General features: G+C 65.7%; 21 protein-coding genes. 4 read left to right on the top strand and 17 right to left on the bottom strand.

The features are described from left to right. Nucleotides 1-53 precede the first annotated feature (53 nt). The 5 genes from rpsU to BOS5A_RS08840 form a co-directional block, all read right to left on the bottom strand. Entirely contained in the window at nt 54-260 is a 207-nt protein-coding gene (gene rpsU / locus BOS5A_RS08860) for a 30S ribosomal protein S21 (RefSeq protein WP_088331195.1), read from the bottom strand. Nucleotides 261-368: 108 nt separating this feature from the next. Then, on the bottom strand, nt 369-1,445 hold the full coding sequence (locus BOS5A_RS08855) for a DUF3667 domain-containing protein (protein WP_151954851.1): 1,077 nt from the start codon (nt 1,443-1,445) through the stop codon (nt 369-371). A gap of 36 nt (nt 1,446-1,481) precedes the next feature. Further along, nucleotides 1,482-2,723, bottom strand: a complete 1,242-nt coding sequence (locus BOS5A_RS08850) for a cytochrome P450 (RefSeq protein WP_151954850.1) — start codon at nt 2,721-2,723, stop codon at nt 1,482-1,484. A gap of 73 nt (nt 2,724-2,796) precedes the next feature. After that, nucleotides 2,797-4,026: an ABC transporter permease gene (locus BOS5A_RS08845; RefSeq protein WP_151954849.1), complete on the bottom strand. Its 1,230-nt coding sequence runs from the start codon at nt 4,024-4,026 to the stop codon at nt 2,797-2,799. Then, a complete protein-coding gene (locus tag BOS5A_RS08840; protein ID WP_151954848.1) occupies nt 4,023-4,964 on the bottom strand; it encodes an ABC transporter ATP-binding protein in 942 nt (313 codons plus the stop codon). Before BOS5A_RS08840 ends, BOS5A_RS08845 begins: the two co-directional genes overlap by 4 nt. A 132-nt stretch (nt 4,965-5,096) precedes the next feature. On the opposite strand from BOS5A_RS08840, the gene queG reads away from it, so the two are divergent. Next, a complete protein-coding gene (queG, locus tag BOS5A_RS08835; protein ID WP_151954847.1) occupies nt 5,097-6,176 on the top strand; it encodes a tRNA epoxyqueuosine(34) reductase QueG in 1,080 nt (359 codons plus the stop codon). An 84-nt stretch (nt 6,177-6,260) separates the two neighbouring features. Here queG and BOS5A_RS08830 read toward each other — a convergent pair whose 3' ends face one another. Continuing rightward, a complete protein-coding gene (locus BOS5A_RS08830; protein WP_151954846.1) occupies nt 6,261-6,635 on the bottom strand; it encodes a hypothetical protein in 375 nt (124 codons plus the stop codon). Beyond that, nucleotides 6,632-7,309 carry an EI24 domain-containing protein gene (locus tag BOS5A_RS08825; protein WP_151954845.1) on the bottom strand — a complete coding sequence of 226 codons (678 nt, stop codon included), beginning with the start codon at nt 7,307-7,309 and terminating at the stop codon, nt 6,632-6,634. The genes BOS5A_RS08830 and BOS5A_RS08825 overlap by 4 nt, the downstream gene beginning before the upstream one ends. Before the next feature lie 166 nt (nt 7,310-7,475). Here BOS5A_RS08825 and BOS5A_RS08820 point away from each other — a divergent pair, with 166 nt between their 5' ends. After that, nucleotides 7,476-8,474, top strand: a complete 999-nt coding sequence (locus BOS5A_RS08820; RefSeq protein ID WP_151954844.1) for an adenosine kinase — start codon at nt 7,476-7,478, stop codon at nt 8,472-8,474. Nucleotides 8,475-8,543: 69 nt separating this feature from the next. Here BOS5A_RS08820 and BOS5A_RS08815 read toward each other — a convergent pair whose 3' ends face one another. The 10 genes from BOS5A_RS08815 to hisB form a co-directional block, all read right to left on the bottom strand. Continuing rightward, nucleotides 8,544-10,079 (bottom strand): amino acid permease, encoded by a 1,536-nt coding sequence (locus BOS5A_RS08815; protein ID WP_151954843.1) that lies wholly within the window; start codon nt 10,077-10,079, stop codon nt 8,544-8,546. Between the two features lie 110 nt (nt 10,080-10,189). Then, entirely contained in the window at nt 10,190-10,567 is a 378-nt protein-coding gene (locus tag BOS5A_RS08810) for an HIT domain-containing protein (RefSeq protein ID WP_151955920.1), read from the bottom strand. Between the two features lie 77 nt (nt 10,568-10,644). Then, complete coding sequence (locus BOS5A_RS08805) at nt 10,645-10,959, bottom strand: phosphoribosyl-ATP diphosphatase (protein WP_151954842.1); 315 nt, start codon at nt 10,957-10,959, stop codon at nt 10,645-10,647. A gap of 33 nt (nt 10,960-10,992) precedes the next feature. Beyond that, nucleotides 10,993-11,145: a hypothetical protein gene (locus BOS5A_RS08800; protein ID WP_199857310.1), complete on the bottom strand. Its 153-nt coding sequence runs from the start codon at nt 11,143-11,145 to the stop codon at nt 10,993-10,995. A 40-nt stretch (nt 11,146-11,185) separates the two neighbouring features. Continuing rightward, nucleotides 11,186-12,232 carry a methyl-accepting chemotaxis protein gene (locus BOS5A_RS08795; protein WP_151954841.1) on the bottom strand — a complete coding sequence of 349 codons (1,047 nt, stop codon included), beginning with the start codon at nt 12,230-12,232 and terminating at the stop codon, nt 11,186-11,188. A 56-nt stretch (nt 12,233-12,288) separates the two neighbouring features. After that, complete coding sequence (gene hisF / locus BOS5A_RS08790) at nt 12,289-13,068, bottom strand: imidazole glycerol phosphate synthase subunit HisF (protein ID WP_151954840.1); 780 nt, start codon at nt 13,066-13,068, stop codon at nt 12,289-12,291. Next, nucleotides 13,065-13,289, bottom strand: coding sequence for a hypothetical protein (locus BOS5A_RS08785; RefSeq protein ID WP_151954839.1), 225 nt, complete (start codon nt 13,287-13,289; stop codon nt 13,065-13,067). The genes hisF and BOS5A_RS08785 overlap by 4 nt, the downstream gene beginning before the upstream one ends. Continuing rightward, nucleotides 13,286-14,014 carry a 1-(5-phosphoribosyl)-5-[(5-phosphoribosylamino)methylideneamino]imidazole-4-carboxamide isomerase gene (gene hisA / locus BOS5A_RS08780; protein WP_151955919.1) on the bottom strand — a complete coding sequence of 243 codons (729 nt, stop codon included), beginning with the start codon at nt 14,012-14,014 and terminating at the stop codon, nt 13,286-13,288. Before hisA ends, BOS5A_RS08785 begins: the two co-directional genes overlap by 4 nt. Nucleotides 14,015-14,040: 26 nt before the next feature. Next, nucleotides 14,041-14,649 (bottom strand): imidazole glycerol phosphate synthase subunit HisH, encoded by a 609-nt coding sequence (hisH, locus tag BOS5A_RS08775; protein WP_151954838.1) that lies wholly within the window; start codon nt 14,647-14,649, stop codon nt 14,041-14,043. Nucleotides 14,650-14,653: 4 nt separating this feature from the next. Then, complete coding sequence (gene hisB / locus BOS5A_RS08770) at nt 14,654-15,241, bottom strand: imidazoleglycerol-phosphate dehydratase HisB (protein ID WP_151954837.1); 588 nt, start codon at nt 15,239-15,241, stop codon at nt 14,654-14,656. A 74-nt stretch (nt 15,242-15,315) separates the two neighbouring features. Between hisB and BOS5A_RS08765 the strand changes: the two genes are divergently transcribed. Then, entirely contained in the window at nt 15,316-15,795 is a 480-nt protein-coding gene (locus tag BOS5A_RS08765) for an SspB family protein (protein ID WP_151954836.1), read from the top strand. 141 nt (nt 15,796-15,936) lie between these two features. Then, nucleotides 15,937-17,325, top strand: coding sequence for a class II fumarate hydratase (fumC, locus tag BOS5A_RS08760; protein ID WP_151954835.1), 1,389 nt, complete (start codon nt 15,937-15,939; stop codon nt 17,323-17,325). Nucleotides 17,326-17,336: the final 11 nt, after the last annotated feature.

Here is a 17,336-nt window from a genome sequence, read left to right as displayed (position 1 = left end):
AAATATCGGACGGGCGAGGCCGCGCTTACGCCTCGCCGATCGGGAGGCGGTGCTTACCGCGCGCCGTCGCGCTCTGCGCGCTTGCGGTCCATCTTGCGGGCGCGACGGACGGCAGCCGCACGCTCGCGGGCGCGTTTTTCAGACGGCTTTTCATAGTGCCGGCGCAGCTTCATCTCGCGATACACGCCCTCGCGCTGCAGCTTCTTCTTGAGTGCGCGAAGGGCCTGGTCGACGTTGTTGTCGCGAACGATAATCTGCATAAACCCGTAAATCTCCGGTCAAATGGCATTAGCGGCACGAAACGCGTGGTTCCTGCCGAACATGGGTCGCGCCTAGCAGGGCGAGCCCTGCATGGCAAGCCGAAGCGTCTACTCGGCCAGTCCGTGCAGCAGGAGCAGGACCAGGAAGGTCGTGAGGGCGACGAAGGCAAAGATGGTTAGCGCGATCGTGCGCCAAAGCGCGGACCGCTTGCGCAGAGAATAGGCGCCGCGAAGCTGGGCGAACATGTGCACGGGCGGCACGAGCAGCGCCGCCATCGTGATGATCCCCGCGCCCGCGCCGACGACACCCGCCAGGATGAGCGTGATGACGAGCAGCATCATGAACCCAAGCGAATAGGTCACGAAGATCGCGTGGTCGTAGAGGTGAAAGCGCCTGCGCCAGAGGAACAGCAGGGCGACGAACGGCACCGACAGCGGGATGAGGCCCCAGCTATATTTATAGGCGCTGGTCTGCAGCTTGTAGATCACGAGCGCGGGGTTGGCGTTGGCCTTGGCGATCCCGTGGTCGAGCCGCTCCCAGCCGGTGTGAAGGTCCGTGATCGTCATCGGGCGACCGGTCGTCGTCAGCGCGCGCGTTGCAGTGTCCAGGCTGACGATCGTCGCATCGAGCGCCTTCTGGTCGCGCTGCATTTCGCCGACCGGTTTTCCCGCGCGCTCGGCGGTCGCGATCTTCTGCGCATTGCGGGCGCGTTCGGTGCGGGCGGACTTGAGCTGCGTGTCCAGGGTCGCCTTCGCCTGCGCCTGCTGCTGGCTCGTCATGTCGGGCAGCAGTTCGCCGCCGACCGCGCTGATCGTCGCGAACATCAGGAAGACTGTGAACAGAAAGAGCGCGAGCGGCGAGACGAATCGCGCGCGTTCGCCCGCGACATAGCGGCGGGTGAGCGCGCCGGGGTGCAGAACCAGCATCGGCAGCGTGCGCCAGATCTTGCCCTCGAAATGGAAGATGCCGTGCGCAAGCTCGTGGCCGATCGCGCCGAGCGAGCGGTGGACGTGCGCCGCCTGTCCGCAGGCGTGGCAATGCTCGCCAATCAGCGCCGTGCCGCAATTGAGGCAGAGGCCGTGCTCCTGCGCGCCGTGCGACGCCTCGCCCGCACGCGGTTCGACTGCGCGTGCGAACAATCCCCCGGTGGCGATATCCGCCGCTGTTTCGATGCCCCCCGACATGCGCGCCTTGCTATCAGCAGGTTGCGGGTAACGCGATCAATATTTGCCGATCTCCACCTGCATCGAACGATAACCATGGACGAAGCACGCCGCGACCCGCGTCGGTTCACCGAGCACGTTCACGCGCATCCGGCGCTTCGCCATTTCCTCCAGCAGGATGCCGATCTGCAATTCGGCCAGCCGCGCGCCGACGCAGCGGTGGATGCCGTGGCCGAACGCGAGATGCCGCCGTGCATTCGGCCGATCGACCACGATGCGGTCGGCGTCCGCACCGAACACGCTCTCGTCGCGATTGGCGGAGATATACCAGAGCGCGAGCTTGTCGCCCACCTTGATCTGCTGACCCATCAGCTCGGTATCCTGCGTCGCGGTGCGGCGCATATGGGCGAGCGGGGTCTGCCAGCGGATGATCTCCTGCGTGGCATTCGCGATCAGCGACGGGTCGGCTTCCAGCTTCGCGCGGCTATCGGGAAACCGGTCGAGGCCGTAGGCCGCGGCGGTCATCGAATTGCGCGTCGTGTCGTTGCCGCCGACGATCAGCAGGATCAGGTTTCCGATGAACTCGAAATGATCCATGTGCGCCATCGCGTCCGAATGGATCATCATGCTGATGAGATCGGGCGTCTGCGGTTTGCCGACCTTCGCGTTCCAGAGGTTCTGGAAATAGGCACCGCATTCATACATATATTCGAGCCGCTGTTTGCGCAGCTCCTCGGTCTTCACCAGCTCGATATCGCCGGCCCAGTCGGACCAGAAGGTCAGTTTGCGGCGATCCTCCCACGGAAAATCGAACAGGATCGCAAGCATCTGCGTCGTCAGCTCGATCGAAACCTTGTCGACCCAGTCGAACGGCGTGTTCCATTCCAGGCTGTCGAGGACTTCGGCGGTGCGCTGGCGAATGTCGGAGGACATGCGCTGCATCTCGGACGGGGTGAAGGCCGGCGCGACGGTGCGCCGCTGGCCGGTATGGACGGGCCGGTCGCGCGCGATGAACATCGGCATCCGCACGTCGCTTTCGGGCAAGAAATCGGCGATCGTGATCCCGCCGACTTCCGACGAATAGAGCTCCGGGAGCGACTCGACCTCGACGATCGGCTTGTAGCTGGAGACGCTCCAGAACGCGCCATAATCGCTGTGCTCGGTCCTGTAGACCGGTGCCTCGGCACGCAGTTTCGCGAACGGTTCCTGCCACTTGTCGTCGCGGTATAGTTCCGCCCGGCTGACATCGAGCGGATCGACGGGATAGGTGTGGACCGGTTCCTGCGCCAGCGTCGCCATGGCTCTCTCCTGTTGAGTTGCGAGAGAAAACCTAATTGACAGGAGTGTCAATAGCGTTGCGGCGTGACGACGATCAGGCGCGGGCGAACATCGTCTTCCACACAGGCTTCGCACTCCCCGATTTGAGTACACCCCGCCGGAATAGTCGCGCGCCGATCGTGATGAAGATGGCGACCCACAGGAGCTGCCACGCGAGCGCGGCGAAATGCGGCCACAGAGCAGGCGAGTTCGCCGCATGCCCCGCCATCGCGAAGGGCGAGGAGAGCGGGAAAACCTCCGCCGCGGTCGCCAGCCAGGTGCCGGGGTGCGACGCCGCTGCGCCGGCAAGCCCGAACATCCCCATCTGCAGCACGGTGATCGGCAGCGACAGCATCTGGATTTCACGCATCGTCGACGCCTGCGCACCGACGCCAAGGAACACCGATCCGAGCAGCAGATAGGCGGTCGTGAAATAGGCGAAGAACAAGACCGAGAACGGACCGACCCCGGTCGCGGGACGAAGCTCGGCCAGCCCTGCGGCGGCGGACGGCGGCAGCAGCAGACCGATCTGGCTGACGACGGTGCCCCAGAAGCCGACGAACAGCACCGCGACCCCGAACATGCCGAGCAGCTTGCCGAGGAACACGCTTTCCAGCGGCACCGCGGCGGCGAGGACCTCGATCACCTTGTTGTTGCGTTCTTCCGCCATCGTTCCGACGACCTGTCCTGCCAGGAACAGCGTCAGGAAGAAGATACCAAAGACCGCGATGAACGCAGCCTGGTTGCGGCCGCCGAGCGATGCCGAGGTGCGGGTAACCGCGGTCTTCGTCGCCTTCGACAGGTCGGCGCCGCCGCTGCGGTCGGCGCGCAGCGTCTGTTCGGCAAGCTCCGCCATATAGTCGGCCGTCCGCGCGCCCTGCGCGCCGTAAAGCACGGTCGGTCGGTCGAGCGGGCCATAGAGAACCGCCGACGCGTCGAAATCCTTGGCGTGGAACTGCGCGCGCGCCTGCGCCGCAGGATCGGCCTCGGGGGTATCGATCCGCAGCTTGGGCGGCGCCTCCGTCGTGCGGAACACGCGGCGAAGCTGCGCGTCGGCGCGCTTCATCACGTCGGCCTGTGGCTCCGCGACGATGGCGACGATGAGAGAGCGATCGACCGAACCGTCGGCGACAGTCGCCGCCCCGATGCCGCCGATCGCGCCGAACGATCCCATGATGACGGGCGCGAACAGGAACAAGAGGAAGATGGGCGTAAAGACCGTCGCCACGAAATCGCGACGCGCGATGGTCAGCGTCTGGCGGAGCGCGCGGCGGACATTGCTCATGCTCCCAACTCCTGTGTCGTCTCCTGCATGTCCTTCAGCGCATCCCTGCCGACGATTTTCACGAATGCCTCGTGCAGACCCGGCCGCTCGATCGACAGACCGGAAATGCCGTAACCCGCATCGATCAGCTGGACGAGCAGCGCCTCGATACCCGTCGACGGCAGCTCGAATCGCCAACCCTCCCCGTCGCGCACTGCGTCACGCGGCAGGCGGGACCGGATCGCGTCATCCTCGTGGTGGGGCACATAATGCACCTGCTGCGGCAGCATCCCGCGCGCTTCGTCCACCGTCCCCTCGAACCGGCGCTTGCCGCCGGCGATGATCGCGAGACGGTCGCACAGCCGCTGCGCGTGCGCCATGACATGGGTGGAGAAAAGAATCGTCGCGCCGCGATCGCGCTCGGCGACGATCAGCGCCTCCAGTTTCTCCTGATTGACCGGGTCGAGCCCGGAAAACGGCTCGTCGAGCACGAGGAGGTCGGGCTGGTGGACGACCGAGCCGAGCAGCTGGACGAGTTGCGCCATACCCTTGGAGAGTTTGCGGATCTTTTCGTCGGCCGCGTGGCCAAGCCCGGCATTTTCCAGCAGCGTCACCGCACGGGCGCGTCCCACCTTCCAGTCGAGGCCGCGCAGCGCGCCCATGAACGCGATCGCTTCCTTCGCCTTCATCGACGGATAAAGCCCGCGCTCTTCGGGCAGGTAGCCAACGTGATCGGAGGCTTCGCGCGGGTGATTGCGACCAAGCAACGTCCGGCTGCCCTCGTCCGGCTCGATGATGCCGAGCAGCATCCGCAGCGTCGTCGTCTTGCCCGCGCCATTGGGGCCGAGCACGCCGTAGATCGCGCCCTTCGGCACCGCGATATCGACCCCGTCCACCACCCGCCGCTCGCCGAAGCGCTTGACCAGGCCCTCGGCGGTCACCGCCAGCTCAGAATGCATGCCCGCCATAAACCCCGTTCGCCCTGAGCCTGTCGAAGGGCGTCCCGGCGCGGTGCGGACCGGGCTTCGACAAGCTCAGCCCGAACGGGTTGGGGGTGCCCATCGAGGATCGCATCGTGGTAGCGGGGGCAGGTGGTTAAAGACAAGCTGGAAGAACGGTTAAAGGCACAGGCCGTCGAACTCGGCTTCGCCGCTTGCGGGATCGCGCACGCCGATGCGGCGCCGCTGGCGGCTGCGCGGCTGCGCGAATGGCTGGCCGACGGGCGCCACGGCGACATGATCTGGATGGAGTCTCGGGCGCATCACCGCCAGGCTCCCGCCGCCCTATGGCCCGCGGTGAAGAGCGTGATCGCGCTCGGCATGAGCTACGCCCCGCGCGAAGACCCGCTGCGGCTGGCGGGCGAGGGCGGGGTCGGGCGCATCTCGGTCTATGCGCAAGGCGCCGACTATCACGACGTGGTGAAACGCCAGTTGAAAGCGCTTGCCCGCTGGCTGGTTGCGGAAGCGCCAGGTGCGGATGTGAAGGTCTTCGTTGATACCGCACCCGTCATGGAAAAGCCGCTCGCGGAGGCGGCGGGGCTGGGGTGGCAGGGCAAGCACACCAATCTCGTCAGCCGGGAGCATGGCAGCTGGCTGTTTCTCGGCGCGATCTACACGACGCTCGATCTGGCGCCGGATATGCCGGGTCGCGACCGCTGCGGATCGTGCGATGCCTGCCAGCGCGCCTGCCCGACGGACGCGTTTCCGGCGCCCTACCAGCTCGATGCGCGGCGCTGCATTTCCTATCTGACGATTGAACACGCAGGGCCGATCCCCCACGAATTCCGCCGCGCGATGGGCAACCGAATCTATGGCTGCGACGACTGTCTGGCGGTGTGTCCGTGGAACAAGTTCGCGCAAGACGCGCGCGCCAACATGGCCTTTGCGCCGCGCGCCGAGCTGACCGCGCCGCTGCTCGCCGATCTGCTTGCGCTCGACGATGCCGGGTTCCGGCAGGTGTTCGCCGGGTCGCCGATCAAGCGGATCGGCCGCGACCGGATGGTGCGCAACGTCTGTATCGCGGCAGGGAACAGCGGCGATGCGGGGTTGGTGCCGGTGCTTACTTCGCTGCTCGACGACCCAAACGGAGTGGTGCGCGAGGCCGCGCGATGGGCGCTCCAATTCCTCCCCGGCACGGGACGGGGGACCAGCGAAGCTGGTGGAGGGGGCTGACCACCAATGCGCCGCCTGCGGCCGGCCCCCTCCACCACGCTCTTCGAACGCGGTACCCCTCTCCGTGCCTGGGAGGATTAGCGCTTACTTCCCGCCATCCCGCCGGGTGAGCGCTGAGACGCAACTCGCCCGGTCGATCGCGCTCCCGTCCGGCTCGCGCGCGTCGAGGTAGCTCACGCGCGGCTCGCCGTCCTTGGGATAGAGATACGCATCGAGCACGCAGATCTTCGACGTGAACTGCAGCTTGCGCGCGGTGCCTTCGCGCACGTCGGCATCGGGGTCGCCGAATAGGCGGACGAGGCCTGCGGCGTTTTGCCCGATGACCCGCTCGAGTCCGACGCTGGTGTAGGGCACCGCAACCGGCGCGACGCTTGGCGGTGCAGCCGAGGGCACGGTGCAGCCGGCGACGCTCAGCCCTACCAGGCCCAGCCCCGAACCCACCTTTACGCGCGATGTCATCCCTTTCGGCCTCCGTGAAACAAATGTGTCGCCATCGCCGCGCCGAGGATCGGCGCGAGGATGTTGAGCACCGGAACCACGAACAGGGCCGTCGCTGCAAGACCAAGCAGGAATCGCGGCCCGCCGGTCGCCTTGCGCCAGCCCCGCATCGCCGCTGCGTCCATGTGCCGGGCAGCGACCATCTCGCCCAGATCACGACCGAGAAGCCACGCGTTGACCGCGAAGAACAATATCGGCGCGCCGACCCCGGTGACGAGCAGCGCTATGTACACCGGCAGCACAACGAGGTTCACGACCACGAACCGCAACCCCGATCGCAGACCCATGATCATCGCCTGGTGGAACGGTACAGCCCGCGCCGAAGCGAGCGCGGCCGGATAGTGTTTCGCCTCGACCGTCTCGACGACTGCATCGGCAAACACCCCGACCACCAGGATCGCGACCGCGCGGAACAACAGCCACAGCGCGAGCAGCGTCGCCAGCACCGCGACGACCGACGCGATCTCCCCGCTATACGCGCCCGACCACGTCGCCAGCAGCGCCCGCGTTCCCCACCACACCAGTATGCCTAACCCAGCAAAGACCGCGAGCGTCAGCGCCAGCGACTGCACGAGCACGCGCCGGATCACCGGATCGTTCAGTTGGGCGACCGAAAGGGCGAGCGCGCGAAACATGCGACAGGGGATGGCGTGCCCCGCCCGGTTGCGCAAGCAAGCCTCGCGATCTAGGGGCGCGCATCACCCATTCCGTTCGGGCTGAGCCTGTCGAAGCCCGTCCCTTCGCTACTGGGGCGCCCCTTCGACAAGCTGAGGGCGAACGGTGACACGGAAGGTCTCCCATTTGACTCAACCCACCTACGACGTCGTCGCGATCGGCAACGCCATCGTCGATATCCTCGCCCATGCCGATGACGACTTCATCGCCGACAACGGCATGACCAAGGGCGCGATGCAGCTCATTTTTTCGCCCGAGGATGCCGATGCACTCTACGCGAAGATGGGGCCGGGGCAGGAAGTCTCGGGCGGATCGGCCGCCAACACGATCGCCGGCATGGCGACGCTTGGCGGCAAGTGCGCGTTCATCGGCCAGGTCGCCGACGATCAGCTGGGTCAGGTCTTCGCCCACGACATCCGTGCAAGCGGCATCCGTTTCGATACCGACGCACGCGCCGGTTCGCCGACGACCGGGCGCTGCCTGATCTTCGTGACGCCCGACGGGCAGCGCACGATGAACACCTTCCTCGGTGCCTCACACTATCTCCCCGAAGCGGCGCTGGATCGCGCGCTGATCGCTGATGCCGCCTATCTTTACATCGAGGGCTATCTCTGGGACCCCGAGGAACCCCGCGCCGCGATGCGCGCCGCGATCGAGGTTGCCAAGGCCGCCGGCCGCAAGGTCGCGTTCACGACCTCCGCCGAGTTCGTGATCGATCGTCACCGCGCCGATTTCCAGGCGCTGATCGATGGCGGCCTGATCGACCTGATCTTCGCCAACGAAGCCGAGCTGATGTGCCTGACCGAGTGCGACGATGTCGAGGCGGCGATCGCGAAGATCGCGCCCAAGGTCGAGACGCTTGTCGTGACACTCAGCGAGAAGGGCGCGCTCGCGGTGCGCGGCGGCGTGCGCACGACGGTCGCGGCGGAGCCGATCGACAAGGTCGTCGATACGACGGGAGCGGGCGATCTTTTCGCGGCGGGCTTCCTCTACGGGCAGACCCACGGCGTCGATCTCGAAACCTCGCTGAAACTCGGCGCGGTCTGTGCGGCGGAGATCATCAGCCATGTCGGCGCCCGACCGCAGGTCGACCTGAAGGCCTTGGCCGGGCCGCTGCTCGGCTGAGCCGCCTTCAAGGCAAATAAAAAGGGCCGGGGAGGAATCCCCGGCCCTTTTTTGTGTCGCCCGAACCCGTCAGGCGAGCGGCTTGGCGGTTTCCGGGATCATCGCGGGGTCGTCGAGCGTGTCGAAGATGCCCCGGCCGACGAAGCTGCGGCGACGGCTGTAGGCGAAGTAGATCACCAGGCCGATCGCACCCCATACCGGCAGCACGAGGATCGCGAGCAGCGGCAGCGAGATGTAGAGATAGGCGCAGCCAATCATCGCGAGCGGCGCGACGACCCACACCATCGGCGTGCGGAACGGCCGCTTGCGTGTCGGGTCGGCCTTGCGCAGCACCATCACCGACAGCGCCACCATGAAGAACGCGAACAGCGTGCCCGAGTTCGAATAGTCGGCCAGCTTGCCCACCGGCAGGAACGCCGCGGCCCCGGTCGCCGCCAGCCCGGTCACGATCGTGACGACGTGCGGCGTCTTGTATTTCGGATGGACCGAGGCGAGCTTTTCGGGGAGCAGGCCGTCGCGCGCCATCGTGAAGAACACGCGGGTCTGGCCGAACATCATCATCAGCACGACCGACGGCAGCGCCAGCGTCGCGGCAAGGCCGATCAGATTGCCGATCTTTTCCCATCCGATGACGCGTAGCACATGCGCCAGCGCCTCGCGGCTGCACGACAGCGGTTCGATCGTGCCGCCGGCGACGATCGCGCGGCACCGGTCGGCCAGTTCCGACGTGCCGGGGGCCAGGACGACGCCCGCCGCGTCACGCACCGGCTGCGCCCCGATCGGCGATCCGATCGCGCCGGCCGACACGAGGATGTAGAAGACGGTGCAGAACAGCAGCGACGCGATGAGCCCGATCGGCACGTTGCGCTGCGGATTCTTGGTTTCCTCCGCCGCGGTCGAGACCGCATCGAAGCCGACATAGGCGAAGAAGATCGATGCCGCCGCGCCTGCGACACCGGCAAAGCCGGTCGGCATGAACGGGGTGAAATGCGCGCCGTTCATCACCGGCACCGACAGCGCGATGAAGAGCGTGAGGGCGGCGACCTTGATCGCCACGAGGATCGCATTGACCCGCGCGCTTTCGGTCGTGCCGATCACCAGCAGCCACGTGACGAGCAGCGAGATGATGACCGCGGGCAGGTTGATATAGCCGCCAGCGGACGGCCCGTTCACCCATTCCATCGGTATGTCTATGTGCAGCAGATTGCGGATCTGCCCGACGACATAGCCGGACCAGCCCACCGCGACCGCGCTCGCGCCGACCGCATATTCGAGGATCAGCGCCCAGCCGACCATCCATGCGAGCAGCTCGCCCATCACCGCATAGGTATAGGTGTAGGCGGAACCGGCGACCGGCACCATCGAGGCGAGTTCGGAATAGCAGAGCGCCGCGACCGCGCAGACGAAGCCCGCGATGACGAACGACAGCATCATGCCCGGACCGGCCTTCTGCGCGGCTTCGGAGGTCAGCACGAAGATGCCGGTGCCGATGACGGCGCCGACGCCGAGCATGGTGAGCTGGAATGCGCCCAGCGAACGATGGAGACCGCGCTTCTCGGCGGTTGCCAGAATGGCGTCGAGAGGCTTTACGCGCCCGAAAATCATCAACTACTCCCCCGGGAATGGCCGCTGCCTCGTGGCGCGGCCTTCGTGGTAAGCGCGAGAACCTAGCGGCAACCGCGCCCCGCGCAATCCCTTAGTGCGCCCGCGCGCAACTATCGTGCAAGCATCGGACCGAGCGTTCGGCCCGCAAAGATGTGGACATGGAGGTGCGCGATCTCCTGATGCGCGTCCTGCCCGACATTGGCGAGCAATCGGTAACCGGGTTCGACCAGCCCCGCTGCGCGTGCGACTTCGCCCACGGCGCGGACGAAATCGGTGATTTCCGCGTCGCTGGCGCGCGCGGAAAAATCGTCCCACGAGACATAGGCGCCGCGCGGGATGACGAGGATATGGGTCGGCGCCTGCGGGGCGATATCGTGAAAGGCGATCGAATGCGCACTTTCATAGACGCGCTTCGACGGAATTTCCCCGCGCAGCACCTTTGCGAAGACGTTCTGGTCGTCATAGGGCAGGGTAGCGTCGATCGGCATATGTCGTCTCTCCACGATGTGCTCCTGCGAAGGCGGGAGCCCAGTCTGGATCCCCGCCTTCGCGGGGATACAATCGACTATTCGGCGCGCCCCGCCTTTTCCTCAATCCCCGACACACCCTCGCGTCGAGCCAGTTCCGCCCGCACATCCTCCAGCGAAACACCCGCGTCGGCCAGCAGCACGATCAGGTGAAAGATCAGGTCCGCCGCCTCTGGCACGATCTTCGCCGGATCGTCGCCCAGGCTTGCGATGACCGTCTCCACCGCTTCCTCGCCCAGCTTCTGCGCGATCCGCCCGCGCCCTTTCGCGAACAGGCTCGCGACATAGGAGGAGGCGGGATCGGCGCCGCGGCGGTCGCGGATCGTGGCTTCAAGGCGGTCGAACGGGTCCATGACGCGCACCGGTGGCGCGACGCGACCGCGCGGTCAATCCTTGCGGAAGCGTTTGCGCAGCGCACGACGGACCAGCCACACGCCAGCGGCCGCCATTACGAACAGCGCGACGTCGGACAGCGCGAACCCCGAGCGGGGCGCAACGACCCCGTCATGGCCGGACGCCACGAGGATCAACGCGGGCATCTTGACTCCCTATCCGCGCGACCGCGCCCGGTTACAGATTTCACCGCTCCACGCCGCGGAAGACACGCCTCAGTGCAAGCGCAATTTCATCCTCGGTCGGCACCTGATGTTCGATAAGGCACCGCAGGTTCAGGCCGTCAAAGTCGTAATAGGGGCTGCTGCCGGACAGCGCCGCGATCTTGCCGTCGCTCCCGGCCACGGCGGACCGGCTCTGCTCGTCGTGGGTGACGCGGTGGCCGAACGCATAGGCGCCGGTCGTTGCGACAACACGCGATTGCTCGTCGAGGATCGAGATCACGGAATTGGTCGCGCTCGCCTTCATCACGTCCATGATCCGGGATGCCTGCCCTTCGAAATCATATTCGAGATAGCATACGCCGACGACGTCGCCCTCGAGGCGGATCGGCGCGACATAGACGAGCACCTTGCGGTGACCCGACCAGGGATTCTCCCACACCGCGTCGGTGAACCAGTCCTCGCCCGCGCGGGCGTTCATGGCTTTTCGATATTGCGGCGCATCGCCGAGATTTTCATTGCGAACCGACGCATTGGCGTGGGCGCAGACGGGTATGCGGCCCGTCGCATCGACGATGAAGGCGTTGAGGAAATAGGGCGAGTGTTTGAGCAGCGCCTGAAGTCGCACGAGCGCGCGCGCCACGGTCCGCGGATCGCGACCCTGATCGGCAGCAGCCTCCACGACGGAGGTGTCGGACGCCAGCATTCGGATATCGATCGATCGATCGTAAAGCGAACGGGAAATCGACTGGACGATCGATTCGGCCAGTTCGGCGAGCCGCGCGCCTTCCACCTCGCCGACGAGTTCATCGGCGATCATGGTGCCGGCGTTCAGACCGCCGAGCACATGTTCGCGAAACTTCGCGGCCGAACCGCGTGCTTGCGATGCGAGGCTTTTCACTTCCTGCGCCACCACCGAAAATCCGCGCCCCGCCTCCCCCGAACGCGCCGCCTCAATCGTGGCGTTGAGCGCGAGCAGGTTGGTGCGGCCTGCAATCTCCTCGCTTTCGTTCGCGAAGGACCGGACTTCGTCGCCAAGCGAGGACAGGAGAGCGCGTATCCGGCGTGGCATCGGTTCTTCCGGTTGAGGGTCGTCGTGAGGATTACGCCATCGTCGTTAAGACCGCCTTACCCTTTGTCGCCCGCCGGTTTTCGAACGGCGATGCCCGCCGCCGCCAGCGCCGCATGGGCATCGGCGATGCTCGCCTGGCCGAAATGGAAAATCGACGCGGCGAGAACGGCACTGGCGTGACCGTCGCGAATGCCCGCGACGAGATCGTCGAGCCCGCCGACACCACCGGAGGCAACGACCGGCACCGTAGTCCGGTCGGCGATGGCGCGGATGAGGTCGAGGTCGTAGCCGGATTTCGTCCCGTCGCGGTCCATCGACGTGACGAGCAGTTCGCCCGCGCCGAGGTCCGCCAGCCGCAAGGCGTGTGCAACCGCGTCTATACCGGTTTCCCGCCGCCCGCCGTGGGTAGAGACTTCCCAGCGTCCGTCGCCCACGCGCCGCGCGTCGATGCTCGCGACGCAGCACTGGCTCCCGAAACGCTCGGCAATGTCGGCGACGACCTCCGGACGGGTGACGGCAGCCGAATTGACCGCAACCTTGTCCGCGCCCGCGAGCAGCAGCGCGCGGGCGTCTTCCGCTGATCGCACCCCGCCGCCGACGGTCAGCGGCATGAAGCAGACTTCGGCGGTGCGCCGCACCACATCGAGAATCGTGCCGCGCGCCTCGTGGCTGGCGGTAATATCGAGAAAGCACAGCTCATCCGCGCCCGCCGCATCATAGGCGCGGGCCTGCTCCACGGGATCGCCGGCATCGATCAGATCGACGAAATTGACACCCTTCACGACGCGCCCGTTCGCCACGTCGAGACAAGGGATGACACGTGCGCGGACGGTCATGGGGATGAAGTCACCATCCGCATGCTCGATGCGAATGTCACAGTCGCGATCACGCCGTAGGTGACAACACTCAGCCAAAACAGAATTGGCTGCTTGTCGCGACGAAAGTCCGGGCCAAAGCGGCTCCATATTCGTCCTTTGCTCAGTCCTCGCACGACCGTCCACACAAAGAACGGACCGATAATGACAAGCCCGAGCATTCCGAATGCAAAATCGCTCACGCTGCCCCAGCTACGCTGAGCGCCGCGGCCAAATCTAGCCGACCGTCATAGAGCGCACGGCCGGTGATGACGCCCTCCACGCCGTCCCGCGCATGCAGCGCCAGCACGTGGATATCGGCGATGCCCTTCACCCCACCGCTGGCGATCACCGGAATATCGACAGCTCGCGCGAGATCGACGGTCGCTTCGACGTTGCACCCCTTCAGCATCCCGTCCCGGCCGACATCGGTAAACAGCAACGCCGCGACGCCCTCATCCTCGAACCGACGCGCCATGTCAGTGACAGTCACGTCGGACACATCCGCCCAGCCGCGCGTCGCGACCAGGCCGTCCTTTGCGTCCACCGCGACGACGATCCCGCCCGGATACGCCTTCGCCATGTCGCGGACGAATTGCGGTTGTTCGAGCGCCGCCGTGCCAATGACGACCCGCGAGACGCCTAGGTCGAACCACCCGGCAACGCTTTCGGGCGTCCGTATCCCGCCACCCAATTGCACATGCCCGGGAAAGCGCGCGACGATCGCCTTCACCGCGTCGCCATTGACGCTCTTGCCGGCAAAGGCGCCGTCGAGGTCGACGACGTGGAGATATCCAGCGCCCGCATCGGCGAACAGCATGGCCTGCGCCGCGGGATCGTCGCCATAGACGGTCGCGCGGTCCATATCGCCCTCCGCCAGACGGACGACCTCGCCGCCTTTCAGGTCGATCGCGGGAAAGACGATCAGTCCCGTCCTGAGCGAAGTCGAAGGGGTCACGGTCGCCACTCCAGAAACCTTTCCAGCAGCGCCAGCCCGTAGCGCTGGCTTTTTTCGGGATGGAACTGAACCCCGATCATGTTGTCCCGCCCGATCGCGGCAGTCACCGGCCCGGCATGATCGGTCGTCGCTATCACGTCTGCGCCTTCGAACGCATAGCTGTGGAGGAAATACGCCTCGCCCGGTTCGATCAAAGGATGGGGGCGGGTGGGGGCCACGTCGTTCCAGCCCATATGCGGGACCTTCGCGTCGGCGCCGTGAGGATCGAGACGCCGCACGCGGCCGTCGATCCAGCCAAGGCCTTCGTGCGTGCCCATTTCCTCGCCCGCATCCGCCATCAATTGCATGCCGACGCAGATGCCCAGAAACGGCACGCCTTCGATGCGGACGCGTCGCTCGAGCGCGTCGATCATCCCCGGCACGCCGCGAAGTGCCGCCGCACAGGCACCAAAGGCGCCGACGCCGGGCAGCACGATCCGGTCTGCGCGGAGCACGGCGGCAGGATCATCGGTGACGGCAAGGTCCGTCGCGCCCGCAGCCTTCAGCGCGTTCGCGACCGAGTGGAGGTTCCCCGCGCCATAATCGATGAGGGCGATCCCGCCCATTGCGCTACAGCACGCCCTTGGTCGAGGGAATCGCGTCCGTCTTGCGCGGGTCGATCTCGACCGCGATCCGCAGCGCGCGCGCCAGTCCCTTGAACGCGCTTTCGGCGATATGATGGTTGTTCTCGCCGTATAGCGTCTCGATATGGAGCGTGATCCCGGCGGTCTGCGCGAAGCTGTGGAACCAGTGCTGGAACAGCTCGGTATCCATCTCGCCCAGCCGCTTCTGGGTAAAGTCCGTCTTCCATACGAGCCAGGGCCGTCCCGAGATATCGAGCGCCACGCGGGTCAGCGTCTCGTCCATCGGCGACAGCGCATCGCCGTAGCGGCGGATGCCGCGCTTGTCGCCCAGCGCCTCAGCGATCGCCTGCCCGATCGCGAGTGCGGTGTCCTCGACCGTATGGTGTTGGTCGATATGGAGATCGCCCTTGGTATCGACGTCTAAATCGATGAGCGAATGGCGCGAGAGCTGTTCGAGCATGTGATCGAAAAAGCCGATGCCGGTCGAGATTCGATACTGGCCAGTCCCGTCGAGATTGACGGTGACCGCGATTTTCGTCTCGGCGGTGGCGCGGTTGATCGTGGCGGTGCGCATGGGCGGCATCCCATAGCGACAATGGCCATCCGTGCAATCTTGACCGCACCCCAAAGCGCGCTACCCATGGCGCGATGACCGACCAGATGCCCGACAGCCTGATTCCGTACGACGAGATCGTGCAGGAGGCGCTGCGCGCCGTCGTCGGCCGCGTCCTCGGCACGGTCGCCGAGAGCGGCGGCCTGCCCGGCGAGCATCATTTCTACATCACCTTCAAGACGCAGGCTGCCGGTGTCGATATCCCCCAGCGCCTGATCGAGCGGTTCCCCGACGAGATGACGATCGTCATGCAGAACCGCTATTGGGATCTGGAGGTCGACGACCGGAAATTCTCGGTCGGGCTGAGCTTCAATCAAGTGCCGTCGAAGCTCGTCATTCCTTATTCGGCGATCACCGGATTCCACGATCCCGCGGTCAATTTCGAGCTCCGCTTCCAGGCACAGGTCGAGGATGGGCCAGAGCCGCACGACGAGGCGACGAACGACGAGCCGACTGCCGTGCCGGTGGAGGACGGGTCGAACGTGGTGAGCGTGGATTTCAAACGGAAAAAATAAATCCCTCTCCCATTGGGAGAGGGAGGGAGCGGCGCAGCCGCGGAAGGGTGAGGGCGCCGGAAGCCGTTTCGCCCTCACCCTCCCACCGCTACGCGGCGGGCCCCTCCCTCTCCCTATGGGAGAGGAGAACAGGAGTTCGACGTGACCGCCACCCGCACCGAGACCGACTCGATCGGCCCGATCGAAGTCCCCGCCGACGCCTATTGGGGCGCGCAGACCCAGCGCAGCGTCGAGAACTTCCCGTTCGGCGCGCGCGAGGCGATGCCGATCGAGATCGTCCACGCGCTCGCGCTGGTGAAGCAGGCCGCGGCGCGGGTGAACCGCGCACACGGACTCGCCGCGGACAAGGCCTACGCGATCGAGGCGGCGGCGGCGGAAATCGTAGCCGGCAAGCTCGACGACCAGTTCCCGCTGGTCATCTGGCAGACAGGCAGCGGCACGCAATCGAACATGAACGTCAACGAGGTGATCGCCGGCCGCGCCAACGAGATGCTGGCCGGCACGCGCGGCGGCAAGGTGCCCGTTCATCCCAATGACGACGTGAACATGGGCCAGTCGTCGAACGACAGTTTCCCGACCGCGCTGCATGCCGCAGTCAGTCTAGCGATCAAAACACGTTTGAAACCAGCGCTGGCGCTGCTGCTCTACAAGATGATGGAGAAGGCGGAGCAATGGCGCGGTATCGTCAAGACTGGCCGAACTCATCTTCAAGATGCGACCCCTCTCACACTCGGAGATGAGTTTTCTGGCTATGCGCGTCAAATTGGGATGGGCTTCGACCGCGTGCGAGACGCGGCGCTCGGTGTTCTGGAACTGGCACAGGGTGGTACGGCCGTCGGAACTGGCCTCAATGCTCCTGAGGGTTTTGGAGAAGCCTTTGCGACTGAGATGGCCGAACTGACCGATTTGCCGTTCCTTACAGCGCCCAACAAATTCGAAGCGCTGGCGTCAAACGACTCGCTGGTGCATCTCTCGGGCGCACTCAATACGCTGGCTGTGTCCCTGACCAAGATTGCCAACGATATCCGCCTGCTCGGCTCGGGTCCGCGCTGCGGGTTCGGCGAACTCGATCTGCCCGCCAACGAACCCGGTAGCTCGATAATGCCCGGCAAGGTCAACCCGACCCAGTGCGAGATGCTGACGATGGTTGCGGCGCAGGTGATGGGCAATCACGTGGCGATCACCGTCGGCGGGATGCAGGGACATCTGGAACTCAACGTCTTCAAACCGCTGATCGGGGCGAACGTGCTGCGTTCGATCGACCTGCTCGCCACCGGCATGGAAAGCTTCGCCGAACGCTGCATCGAGGGGCTGGAGCCGAACCGCGCGCGGATCGCCGAACTGCTCGACAGGTCGCTGATGCTCGTCACCGCGCTGGCGCCCGAAATCGGTTACGACAGCGCGGCGAAGATTGCCAAACACGCGCACGCCGAAGGTCTTACCCTGAAGGAAGCCGGTCTCGCGCTCGGACTCGTTGACGCAGAAACCTTCGACCACGTCGTGCGGCCGGAGGCGATGCTGGGGCGCTGACGGAACTTCCG

The sequence above is a fragment of the Sphingomonas sp. EC-HK361 genome, from assembly GCF_902498785.1.
Lineage (GTDB): Bacteria > Pseudomonadota > Alphaproteobacteria > Sphingomonadales > Sphingomonadaceae > Sphingomonas.
Note: the sequence above shows the minus strand (reverse complement) of the source record. Positions and strands in the feature narration are given on the sequence as shown.